Source organism: Pseudocitrobacter sp. CD920760 (assembly GCF_057782505.1).
Genome location: NZ_CM173490.1, coordinates 538,771 through 550,086, shown reverse-complemented (window position 1 = coordinate 550,086; position 11,316 = coordinate 538,771). Strand labels below are relative to the sequence as shown.

Annotated in this window: 14 protein-coding genes and 1 pseudogene; 2 read left to right on the top strand and 13 right to left on the bottom strand. The window is 55.2% G+C overall.

From position 1 onward, the window contains the following. Positions 1–24: 24 nt before the first annotated feature. The 9 genes and pseudogenes from AC1MKH_RS02510 to pmbA all read right to left on the bottom strand — a co-directional run. Positions 25–96: pseudogene (locus AC1MKH_RS02510) on the bottom strand (hypothetical protein); the annotation flags it as partial. Beyond that, the gene (locus tag AC1MKH_RS02505; protein ID WP_015966148.1) at positions 97–741 is read right to left on the bottom strand and encodes a DUF4310 family protein; all 645 of its coding nucleotides are present in this window, start codon (positions 739–741) and stop codon (positions 97–99) included. It lies immediately after the preceding pseudogene. Between the two features lie 13 nt (positions 742–754). Next, the gene (locus AC1MKH_RS02500) at positions 755–1,531 is read right to left on the bottom strand and encodes a DUF4311 domain-containing protein (protein ID WP_015966149.1); all 777 of its coding nucleotides are present in this window, start codon (positions 1,529–1,531) and stop codon (positions 755–757) included. 21 nt (positions 1,532–1,552) lie between these two features. Next, positions 1,553–1,852 carry a DUF4312 family protein gene (locus AC1MKH_RS02495; protein WP_015966150.1) on the bottom strand — a complete coding sequence of 100 codons (300 nt, stop codon included), beginning with the start codon at positions 1,850–1,852 and terminating at the stop codon, positions 1,553–1,555. Between the two features lie 2 nt (positions 1,853–1,854). Next, positions 1,855–2,217, bottom strand: a complete 363-nt coding sequence (locus AC1MKH_RS02490; protein ID WP_096758522.1) for an SFCGS family glycine-rich protein — start codon at positions 2,215–2,217, stop codon at positions 1,855–1,857. A gap of 10 nt (positions 2,218–2,227) precedes the next feature. Beyond that, complete coding sequence (locus AC1MKH_RS02485; RefSeq protein WP_144052273.1) at positions 2,228–2,566, bottom strand: PRD domain-containing protein; 339 nt, start codon at positions 2,564–2,566, stop codon at positions 2,228–2,230. A 353-nt stretch (positions 2,567–2,919) separates the two neighbouring features. Beyond that, positions 2,920–3,423 (bottom strand): DUF2726 domain-containing protein, encoded by a 504-nt coding sequence (locus tag AC1MKH_RS02480; RefSeq protein WP_276220596.1) that lies wholly within the window; start codon positions 3,421–3,423, stop codon positions 2,920–2,922. 114 nt (positions 3,424–3,537) lie between these two features. Beyond that, positions 3,538–3,927 (bottom strand): cytochrome b562, encoded by a 390-nt coding sequence (gene cybC / locus AC1MKH_RS02475; RefSeq protein ID WP_231825542.1) that lies wholly within the window; start codon positions 3,925–3,927, stop codon positions 3,538–3,540. Positions 3,928–3,992: 65 nt separating this feature from the next. Next, positions 3,993–5,345, bottom strand: a complete 1,353-nt coding sequence (gene pmbA / locus AC1MKH_RS02470) for a metalloprotease PmbA (RefSeq protein WP_276220597.1) — start codon at positions 5,343–5,345, stop codon at positions 3,993–3,995. 94 nt (positions 5,346–5,439) lie between these two features. Here pmbA and yjgA point away from each other — a divergent pair, with 94 nt between their 5' ends. Beyond that, the gene (gene yjgA, locus AC1MKH_RS02465) at positions 5,440–5,991 is read left to right on the top strand and encodes a ribosome biogenesis factor YjgA (protein WP_015966156.1); all 552 of its coding nucleotides are present in this window, start codon (positions 5,440–5,442) and stop codon (positions 5,989–5,991) included. 125 nt (positions 5,992–6,116) lie between these two features. Here the strand turns inward: yjgA and AC1MKH_RS02460 are convergent, their stop codons facing one another. Both AC1MKH_RS02460 and mpl read right to left on the bottom strand, forming a co-directional pair. After that, complete coding sequence (locus AC1MKH_RS02460; protein ID WP_276220598.1) at positions 6,117–6,638, bottom strand: GNAT family N-acetyltransferase; 522 nt, start codon at positions 6,636–6,638, stop codon at positions 6,117–6,119. A gap of 81 nt (positions 6,639–6,719) precedes the next feature. Beyond that, complete coding sequence (gene mpl / locus AC1MKH_RS02455) at positions 6,720–8,096, bottom strand: UDP-N-acetylmuramate:L-alanyl-gamma-D-glutamyl-meso-diaminopimelate ligase (protein ID WP_276220599.1); 1,377 nt, start codon at positions 8,094–8,096, stop codon at positions 6,720–6,722. A 175-nt stretch (positions 8,097–8,271) separates the two neighbouring features. Between mpl and fbp the strand changes: the two genes are divergently transcribed. Further along, the gene (gene fbp, locus AC1MKH_RS02450) at positions 8,272–9,270 is read left to right on the top strand and encodes a class 1 fructose-bisphosphatase (RefSeq protein WP_276220600.1); all 999 of its coding nucleotides are present in this window, start codon (positions 8,272–8,274) and stop codon (positions 9,268–9,270) included. A 38-nt stretch (positions 9,271–9,308) separates the two neighbouring features. Here the strand turns inward: fbp and yjfF are convergent, their stop codons facing one another. Together yjfF and ytfT are read right to left on the bottom strand one after the other, a co-directional pair. Then, positions 9,309–10,301 carry a galactofuranose ABC transporter, permease protein YjfF gene (gene yjfF, locus AC1MKH_RS02445; protein WP_253898313.1) on the bottom strand — a complete coding sequence of 331 codons (993 nt, stop codon included), beginning with the start codon at positions 10,299–10,301 and terminating at the stop codon, positions 9,309–9,311. Continuing rightward, positions 10,288–11,313, bottom strand: coding sequence for a galactofuranose ABC transporter, ATP-binding protein YtfT (gene ytfT, locus AC1MKH_RS02440; RefSeq protein ID WP_276220601.1), 1,026 nt, complete (start codon positions 11,311–11,313; stop codon positions 10,288–10,290). Before ytfT ends, yjfF begins: the two co-directional genes overlap by 14 nt. Between the last annotated feature and the right edge of the window lie 3 nt (positions 11,314–11,316).

Sequence of the window (11,316 nt, the reverse complement as noted above, 5' to 3'; positions counted from 1 at the left end):
GTTTTCACGCCCGCCAGGGTCATTGCCGGATGACGGCGTTACCGCCTTATCCGGCCTACCGTTCGTAGGCCTGATAAGCGAAGCGCCATCAGGCAGTTAGCTAATCGCGATTGGGAACAGTGCGCCAAACAGCATCGCGCCCAGAATCGCACCGCCGGTAATCGGCTTCTGCCAGAGGTAGAAAAGCAGCGCGCCAAGCAGGGAACCGATACCGATTGGAATGGATGCGGTCATCGCGCTGAGAATAATCAACGGCCCGAGGAAGCGGCCAGAGGCGTTACCTGCCCCCATCATCACGTCGGCCCCGTAGGTGGAGTCGCTCTGATTGATGGTGAACTTACGCGCCAGAATAATGACGTAACCAATCGCCAGGCCAATCACCAGGCCGGTAATCAGTGAAGCGATAAAGTTGGTCACCGGGAACATGATGCCCGCGCCCAGCAGCAGTGCCGGAACGCCAAGGCCGACGCCGGTTTGAATCGCGCCGCCGATATCCAGAATCCCCACCAGCGAACCTTCGATGATGCGGGCGAACAGGAAGCTTGCGCCAAACGCTGCTACCGCGCCGTAAGCGCCGGTATCAATCCCGGCACGCAGCATCGAGACAAACGCCACTTCGTTAAATGCGCCAATGCCGTAGAGGTAGTACATGTGCGTCCCGGCGAACACGCCGGAAGAGAGCAGGCCAACAAAGATCGGGAACGACCAGTCGGCATACCAAAAACCTTTATTCTGTTCCATTTCGAGGCTCCCGTTATTTGCCGCTGAGCGAGCTGTGGATCAGATCGAGCCAGTTCGGCACGGTCAGATGGAAGGATTCGATCATCTTCATATCGAAGCCGCGGAAGAAGGCGCTCAGGACAAACAGCACCACGATGGCGCTCATCATCACTTTGGTGATGCGGTTCCAGCCGCTCTCTTCAACGCCCTTACCAATCAGGATACCCAGCACCAGACCCGGTACGGCGTTCCCCATGATCATCTGCGCTGCGCCGCCAAAGACGGTCGCCCAGAAGCCCGATTTCTTGCCCGCGTCAATCGCCGCCAGCCAGAAGATAACCGGCATCACCGTGTTCACCAGCAGGTTCGCTGCCGGAACCAGTACCTTAACGGCGGTCACCTGAAGTGATTCCGGTACTGAGGAGGCGGTTAAGTTGAGGAAGGTGACGACCAGCATGCCGATCACGCCGCAGGCAATCGCCATTTTCTTCGGATCGTGCAGCGTCTCGCCGACGTTACGGTTTTTGATCATCAGTGCCGCCGCGCCCCAGTTCGGGATGATGCGGTGGTCAACGTCCTGGGTAAATGAACCTGCTGCAACGGAAGAGGCCCAGGCGTTAAAGAAGAAGCCAAGACCAAAGGAGAAGTGTGACGCCGGGTCGCCTTCACAGGAGTTCAGCTCCCCCAACGTACGAAACGCGCCCATACCTTGCGTAGTAGGCGCATGGAACATGCGTGCAGCACCGGCCCCTACACCGACGCCGACCAGGCCGCCGATAATGAGCGATTTTATTAATATAATTAAGAACATCAGTCTGCCCTTCTGTGTGATTTAGCTCTGCGTGACGAAATCCACGTTGTCGAGATTGATGGCGGTCACGTTGACGGTCACATCCAGCTCCACGCTGTAGGTGCGTCGTTCCCGGCGCAAAAAGAAGAATAAGAACGCTTCTTTGCGCACCGCTTCATACGCATGAACAACCTGCACATCCTGTGGCTCAATACGCAGTAAGATGTGCGGTGTATCTTTCATCACCGCGGCCTGGACATGGTTTAGCGCGTCGGCAAAGGCGCGCGCTTTGGCGTCGCCTTTACCTTTGACTCTCACCGTTTTGGTGAATTGTTGTTTCATACTCACGCGCCGTACTTCTTCTGCCACGCCTGTACCAGACGCTCGCCCAGCTCTTCTTTATCCATAAAACCGAAGCCCAGTACGTTGCAGCCTTCGTTGATGGCGGTCACGCCCTCTTCCACCGAGCGCATACCGTATTTGGCTTTGTAGCCATATTTGGTCTGCGCGGTAATCGCACCCGCACCGCCGCTGCCGCAGAAGGAGATGCCGAACGTGGCGTTTTCCGCTTTCATCATGTCGCCCAGCTTCATGTCAGCAGCGACACCCGGTACGACCACGGCACGACCACCGGCTTTCTCAACGCCTGCTGCCACTTTCTGGCCTTTGCCTAAACGATCGCCAATCACAACGGTAATCTGTTCCATGTTTTGCTCCTTAAAGGTTTTCTTTTGCGACTTCGAAGTGCACGGAAAGCAGCCAGGACTCTTCTTCAGGAAGATTGCCAAACTGCGCGACCACTTCGCGGGCAAGTTGCATTGATTCTGGTGAAATTTCGTCGAACAGGCTGGCATCTACTTCTGGCAGCGGCTCACCGGTCACAGACCGATGCGCCATTGCGCGCAGGTGAGAGGTCAACATCTGTTCCTGTACGTCGTTGGGGATAATGTTGTGGCTGCGTAACAGGGCGAAAACCTGCTTCAGCATGGTGTCGGCAAGCTGTTCTGTTTGCGCTGCCGGTTCCACATCATTGTTCAATACCGCTGCATTCATCACTCGTCTTACCCCGTTAATGGCTCTGGAGTTAAAGTAACGGCGCGGGTTGCAGGTTTGTAGCGAGTTGTTTTCCACTTCGAAGTGGAAAGGTGAAGGAGGCCAGTGATCCGTGCCACAAAATTGGCGGTTTTGACGATTTATCGGCGGAAAAGCGTGATATTCATCACGCGAATATGTCCTGAAACGGAAATTTAACGGGGGAAGTGGTCTTGTGAATTTGTACGGAAATGTGAGGTAGATAAGGTTTGCTTATGTGCGGTGTCATTGCCGGATGGCGCTACGCTTATCCGGCCTACAAATCACCGCCCCCGTAGGCCGGATAAGCGTAGCGCCATCCGGCATAACAGCGTGCACTATTTTGGAATATGCAAAATAATATTATCTAAATCCCTGTCGCTGTATTTATCGTTAAGTTCAATAAAAGCAATACCGGCTTTTCGGCAGGCTTCTTTTTTTACCGCATCACGCTGAACCGCATTTCCCTGATAATGACCACCACCCTGATACTCAATGACCACAAGCGGATCGCCATAAGGGGAAATAATAACAAAATCGACGCGTTTATTATTGATGCAAAAATAGGCGTTTTTATTCGGGGAACCAATAAGTTCGCCCATACTGACCTGAGTGAAGAGTCGATGGCCTGGGCGGTTGGTTTTCAGTAACGGCTCCAGACGGATGAAGAGGCCATACTCCTCTTTGTTCATCAGCTTGCTTTTGTGGAAATCGCTACGGGCGACAATATCGAGTTGGTTTTCAGGCTTACTCGTTGGCTTGAATGTTTTTCGCGGTTTCTTTTTATTTGCTAATGCTCCTAGCACAACAAATAAAACAGCAATGATAATTATATATTCCATTTAATATAAACGTCCAAATAATAACTTTCAAGAATACGTCGAAACAATCTAGAATATATAGTATCAGAGAAAACAAGGAATAAAAAAGGCGGTGATATCACCGCCTGCTTAAAATCAACGAAACTTCTTGTGGTTCTCGTTGCGGGTGGCTTTAAACTCTTCCGCCGCCGCTTTGGCTTCCTTCACTTTGCCTTCATTGGCCAGCTTCAGCGCACCGTCGATTTGACCGACCAGCACGTCAAAGCCGTGACGATAATCTTTCATCTCGGCGCTGTCAGCCGCTTTACTTTCCAGCTTCGGCGGAGTTTCTTTCTGGGCGTCCAGCGCGGCGGTACGCATTTCGGTGAGCGCCGCTTTCAGCTCGGTCGCATCCGAGGTGCTTTCCACCACTTTGAGGTTTTTCGCCAGCGTTTCCATATCCTCTTCGAGATCGGCGAACGCAGGTGCTGCCGCGCCCAATGCAAGGGAGGATACGGCCAACATTGCTAAGAGTTTTTTACGCATTGCTCACTTCCTTTTTTATTATTAAGCAATCAGACGCCGCAGGGCGCGTCCGTAAAAACCGGGCGTTATTGCCCGGCGATTTTCATCTCCGGCAGAAGCACGGAGCCACACTGGATATTGCTGCGCGTTTCAATGTCGTCAGCAATCGTGACGATATTACGCCACATATCTTTCAGATTTCCTGCGATCGTAATCTCACTGACGGGATACTGGATCTCACCATTTTCAACCCAGAAACCGGATGCACCGCGAGAATAGTCGCCGGTAATACCGCTGACACCTTGTCCCATCAGTTCGGTGACGACAAGACCTGTCCCCATCTCTTTAAGCAACTTTTCAAAACTCAGCCCACGTCCGGCGATGCGCCAGTTGTGAATGCCGCCCGCGTGACCGGTGCTCTTCAGGCCCAGTTTCCGCGCAGAGTAATTCGTCAGCAGCCACTGCATCAGTACGCCATCTTTGATGATGTCGCGACGCTCGGTGCGCACGCCTTCGCTATCGAACGGCGTTGAGGCCAACCCTTTCAGCAGGTGCGGATGCTCTTCAATGGTCAGCCACTCCGGCAGGATCTGCTCGCCGAGGGAATCGAGCAGGAAGGTTGATTTGCGATACACCGAGCCACCGGCAATCGCACCAACCAAGTGGCCAAACAGACCGGTTGCCACTTCGTTGGCGAAAATGACCGGGGCTTTCATGGTAGAGAGTTTACGTGGCGACAGGCGCGCCAGCGTGCGGCGGGCACACTCTTCGCCGACGAACTCCGGCGTTTGCAGGTCGCCCAGCGCGCGGCCAATCGTGTAGGCGTAGTCACGTTCCATATCGCCGTCGGCTTCGGCGATCACACAGCTGGAGAGCGAGTGGCGCGTTGAGCAGTAACTTTGCAGCATACCGTGGCTGTTACCGAACACTTTGATGCCGTAGTGGCTATTAAAACTGCCGCCTTCGGTATTGGTGATGCGTTTATCCGCCTTCAGCGAGGCCTGTTCCGCACGTGCTGCGTAATCAATGGCTTCATCCGGCGTCACTTCAGCCGGGTGGAATAGATCGAGATCCGGCGCATCAAAGGCCAGCAGATCTTTTTCTGCGACGCCCGCGCACGGGTCTGGCGAGGTATAACGGGCGATATCCAGCGCCGCCTGAACGGTACGCGCGATGGCGTCCGGGCTGAGATCGGTTGAGGACGCGCTGCCTTTACGATTCTGGTGATATACGGTGATGCCAAGCGCACCATCGCTATTAAATTCAACGTTTTCCACTTCACCATAACGGGTGCTGACGCCAATGCCCGTGGTCTTACTCACCGCGACTTCAGCACCATCTGATTTGCCTGATGCCAGTTCCAGTGCGGTGGAGACAGCTTTTTCCAGCGCAATACGCTGTTCTGCAACTTGTGTGATTACTTTCATCGCCAATGCCATAATGTTAGGTAAAGTTACCTGAAGTCTAACAGAGAACCCTTTCTCAGTGTGCGCCCAAGCTGTTAGTATTAGCCTCTTTTTTAAGGAGCCTGAAATGACAAAGCAGCCCGAAGACTGGCTCGACGACGTCCCCGGTGATGATATCGAAGACGAAGATGATGAAATTATCTGGGTCAGCAAGAGTGAAATTAAACGTGACGCCGAAGAGCTGAAGCAGCTTGGCGGTGAGATCGTAGACCTGGGTAAAAACGCGCTGGATAAAATCCCGCTCGATGATGACCTGCGTGCCGCCATTGAACTGGCACAGCGCATCAAGAAAGAAGGTCGCCGCCGCCAGATGCAGCTGATTGGTAAAATGTTGCGTAGCCGCGACGTCGAGCCGATTCGCCAGGCGCTGGATAAGCTGAAGAACCGCCACAACCAGCAGGTTGCCCTGTTCCATAAACTGGAACAACTGCGCGATCGTCTGATTGATAACGGTGATGAAGCGATGGATGAAGTCCTGAATCTGTGGCCGAATGCTGACCGTCAGCAACTGCGTTCACTGATCCGCAACGCGAAGAAAGAGAAAGAAGGGAATAAGCCGCCGAAGTCTTCGCGTCTGATTTTCCAGTATCTGCGCGAACTGGCGGAGAACGAAGGGTAAGTCGCCCTATGCTCTATCCGGCCTGCTGGCCGGATATCGCTTTGCCTGATGGCGCTTCGCTTATCAGGCCTACGATTCACCGAGTTTGTAGGTCGGATAAGCGCAGCGCCATCCGACGCGGTTTTTCACTGCATCACCACCTGACACAACCCCTCATTAAACCGCTGATACTCCACCGCATCGATCCCCTGCGGGTAACTCAGCACCACCAGTTCATGGTCGGCAATCCCCTGATGATACGTCGGATGCGCGTGCGCCCACGGGTTGGCGACAAAACCCATTGATTCATAAAACCGTAGCCGCCGGTGGGCGATTTCCGTGGTAAGCGGATCAATTTCCAGCACCGTTAACGGTGCGCGGGTCAGAAGTTCAGCCAGCAAGATTTTACCGTAACCTTTCGAGCGCAATGTACCATCGACGGCCAGATGCTCAATGTAAAGCATCTCTCCCAGCCGCCAGCTACCGCTCATCCCCACAAATTGCTCACCGTCGAACCACGCCTCCAGCGTATAGCGCGGGTCGTTAAGCGCTTGCGCTTTCGCCGCAGGTTCACGCTGTTCATGCCACGGAAAAGCCTGCGCGTACAGCGCATCGACGCGCGCAAAAAGCACCGAATCAGTTGAAGTGATTTTATGTGTCGAAAGCATCCGTGTTCCCTTCTGAAAATTGCCAATAAAAAAGCCAACCGGTTTCCCGGTTGGCTGCGCAGAAACCTGACCTGAGTGAGGTTACTGTTGTTGCTGTTCCGCTTTTTTCGCCAGGCCGTCCAGCAGTTTCTGATGGATACCGCCGAAACCGCCGTTGCTCATCACCAGAATGTGATCGCCCGGATGCGCGGTTTTCAGCACCATGTCCACCAGCGTATCAACGTCGGCACTCCAGTGCGCAGGCTGCACGCAGGCTTCCGCCACCTCAGCCACCTGCCACGGAATGTGCTGCGGCTGAAGCAGGAAGACTTCATCCGCACGTCCCAGTGACGGGGCGAGATCGTCTTTGCAGACGCCCATTTTCATGGTGTTGGAGCGCGGTTCCAGCACCGCCAGAATGCGTGCCGTGCCGCCCACTTTGCCGCGCAACGCCTGAAGCGTGGCGAGGATGGCCGTCGGGTGGTGCGCAAAGTCATCGTAAACGCTCACGCCGTTGGCTTCACCGCGCAGTTCGAGACGACGACGGGCGTTGATGAACGTCCCCAGCGCGTTCGCCGCATCCGCAGGCGTAACGCCGACGTGACGCGCGGCAGCAATCGCCATAAGGCCATTGTGCATGTTGTGCTCGCCCACCAGGCCCCATTTCACCTGACCGACGACGTCGCCATCGAGCAGCACTTCCCACTCGGAGGCATCGGCGTTCAGTTTTTTCGCCTGCCAGTGGCCCTGCTCGCCCACCAGCTCCTGCTCGCTCCAGCAACCCATCGCCATCGTCTGCTTCAGGTTGATGTCGTTTTCCGGCCAAATAATGCGCCCCCGCCCCGGTACGATGCGTACCAGATGATGGAACTGTTTCTGAATCGCTTTCAGGTCGTCAAAGATGTCCGCGTGATCGAACTCAAGGTTGTTGAGGATCAGCGTACGCGGGCAGTAATGTACGAATTTAGAACGCTTATCGAAGAAGGCACAGTCGTATTCATCCGCTTCAATGACGAAGAACGGGCTGTCGCCCAGACGCGCAGAAACCTCAAAGTTCCCCGGCACGCCGCCGATCACAAAGCCCGGCTTGTAGCCGCACGCTTCGAGGATCCAGGTCGCCATACCGGCAGTGGTGGTTTTACCGTGCGTACCGGCAACGGCCAGCACCCAGCGGTCGCGCAGGACGAAATCATGCAGCCACTGTGGGCCGGACATGTACGGAATGTTCTTTTCCAGCACCGCTTCAACACACGGATTCCCGCGCGTCATGGCGTTACCGATGATCACCAGATCCGGCTGCGGGTCGAGCTGGCTGGCGTCGTAACCCTGAATTAAATCAATGCCCTGGTTCTCAAGCAGCGTGCTCATTGGCGGATACACATTCGCATCCGAGCCCGTTACTTCATGGCCGAGGGAGCGGGCCAGCATTGCCAGTCCGCCCATGAAAGTGCCACAAATTCCCAAAATATGAATGCGCATACGTCACTATCCTTCTTTTATCTGCCGCACATTTTACCCACATGTTCGCCAGCAGAGAAATGCATTTCAGGATATTCCGTACTTTGCTGGCGCGATTCACCTGTGCGCATTCTTTTTATTCTTTGTTAAGATTGTTGCAGTCGCTTTACTCCACATTAACTGCAGGGAAAGTGTTATGAAAACGTTAGGTGAATTTATTGTCGAGAAACAGCATGAGTTTTCTCATGCGACCGGTGAGCTTACCGCTCTGCTGTCGGCAATAAAGTTAGGTGCCAAAATCATCCACCGCGATATCAACAAAGCAGGTCTGGTTGATATCCTGGGTGCCAGCGGTGCTGAAAATGTTCAGGGCGAGGTGCAGCAAAAACTCGATCTGTTCGCCAACGAGAAACTGAAAGCCGCACTGCGCGCCCGCGATATCGTCGCTGGCATCGCATCCGAAGAAGAAGACGAGATTGTGGTCTTTGAAGGGTGTGAACACGCGAAATATGTGGTGTTGATGGATCCACTGGACGGCTCCTCCAACATCGATGTGAACGTCTCTGTCGGGACGATTTTCTCTATCTATCGCCGCGTGACGCCTGTCGGTACGCCGGTCACCGAAGAAGATTTCCTGCAACCGGGTAACAAGCAGGTCGCTGCCGGTTACGTGGTTTATGGCTCCTCAACCATGCTGGTTTACACCACCGGTTGCGGCGTCCACGCCTTCACCTACGACCCGTCGCTGGGCGTGTTCTGCCTGAGCCAGGAGCGCATGCGCTTCCCGCAAAGAGGTAACACCTACTCCATTAACGAAGGTAACTACATTCGTTTCCCGGCTGGCGTGAAGAAATACATTAAGTTCTGCCAGGAAGAAGACAAGTCCACGCAGCGCCCGTACACCTCGCGCTATATCGGTTCTCTGGTGGCGGACTTCCACCGTAACCTGCTGAAAGGCGGCATCTACCTCTACCCAAGCACCGCCAGCCACCCGGAAGGGAAACTGCGCCTGCTGTACGAATGCAACCCGATGGCGTTCCTCGCGGAACAAGCGGGCGGTAAAGCCAGCGATGGCGAGAATCGTATTCTGGATATCATCCCGGAAACCCTGCACCAGCGTCGTTCGTTCTTCGTCGGTAACGACCATATGGTTGACGACGTTGAACGTTTTATCCGTGAGTTCCCGGACGCGTAAATCCGCCAAAAAATGAAAAGGGAGCCTCGCTCCCTTTTTTATTGCTTCGTCGCGACCCTTGTCACTGGCGCATTCTGCCGATTTTCCCACAACACGGTCAGCGCACGTTGCAGGGCGATGAAGACAAACAACAGAATGCCGATGGCGATTTTCGTCCACCATGAACTGAGCGTGCCGTCGAAGTTGATGTAGGTCTGAATCAAGCCCTGAATCCCCACGCCAAACAGTGTGCCCAGCACAGTTCCAACCCCGCCGCTTAACAACGTGCCACCGATGACAACCGACGCAATCGCGTCAAGCTCCACACCCACGCCCGCCAGCGCATAGCCCGCCTGGGTGTAAATCGAGAAGACAATGCCCGCCAGCGTCGCCAGCCCGGTTGAAAGCATATAGATGCGAATCGTCGTGCTGCGAGTGGAAATGCCCATCAGGTTCGCCGACGTCGCGCTGCCGCCGATGGCATAAACCTGATTACCAAATCGCGTGCGATGGGCGAGGAAAATCCCCACCACTACCACCATCAGCATCAACAACCCCATCGCGCTTAAGCGCCCGCCGCCGGGGATCATCCACGCAAGGCTGGAGAGCGTGTCGTAAACAGGATGGTTAATCGGAATCGACTCTTCCGACACCAGATAGCTGACGCCGCGCAGGAAGAACATCCCCGCAAGCGTAATGATGAATGCCGGGATTTTCAGCGCATCAATCAGCAGCCCCATAAATGCGCCGAACGCGCAGCCCATCACCAGCACCAGCGGGAAAGCCAGCAGCGGTGAGATCCCCCAGAACCCAATCGCTTTGGCGAGGAACACGCCGGTAAAGGCGATCACCGACCCGACCGAGAGATCGATCCCGCCGGAGAGGATCACAAACGTCATGCCGACCGCGATGATCCCCAGAAAGGCGTTGTCAGTGAGAATATTGCAAATCACCCGCGTTGAGGCGAAGCCGGGAAACTGGGTCAGGCAGTAGAGATAACCGAGAATGAAAACGCCGAGCGTGATCATCAGCGGTAAGTTACGTTTTATCATGGCCGCGCATCCCCTTCAGTATGCTAATAAAGCGCGGCGACTGAACAATCAGCACGCACAGCACCACCACCGCTTTCACTACCTGATTGAGCTCCGGCGGAAAACCCGAGAGCAAAATCCCGGTATTCATCCCCTGAATAATCAGCGCCCCCACCACCGACAGCAGCAGGTTAAAGCGCCCGCCCATCAGCGACCCACCGCCAATTACCACCGCCAGAATGGCGTCCAGCTCCAGCCAGAGCCCGGCGTTATTGGCATCCGCGCCGCGAATGTCCGCCGCCACAATCACTCCGGCGATGGCTGCGCACACGCCACTCAGGACGTAGGTCAGCATCACCACAATACGGGTATTTACCCCGGCATTTTTTGCCGCACGAATGTTGATACCTACCGCTTCGATAAACATCCCCAGCGCCGTTTTGCGGGTAAACAGCCAGAAAATCAGCAGCGTCACCAGCGCGATGATCACCGGTGTCGGGAACAGCAGCAGCGAGCCGCTGCCCAGCCATGCCAGATGCGGCGAATCAAAGGTGACGATTTGTCCGGTGGTGATCAGTTGCGCGACCCCACGCCCGGCGACCATCAGAATCAACGTCGCCACAAAGGGCTGAATTTTCAGGATCGCCACCAGAATACCGTTCCATAAACCCGCCAGTACGCCAGAGCCGAGCGCCGCCAGCAGGACTACAGGCAGGCTATGCCCGGCGACGGTCATCGAGGCCGCCGTCGCCCCTGCAATCGCCATTACCGCGCCAACGGAGAGATCAATCCCACCGGTGGCGATCACCAGCGTCATACCCACCGCCAGCAGCGCGACGGGTGCGGCGCGGTTAAGAATATCAATCGGGCTGCCGAACAGACGACCATCCTGCAACACCACTTGTAAAAAGTGCGGTGAAACAAGGCTATCGACCAGCAGCACCAGAAGAAGCGCGATAATTTGCGGCATGCCCGTCGGCCATTTGAAGCGGCGTTTGGGCTGGCCTGGCTGGGGTAAGGATTGTGGCATCACGGT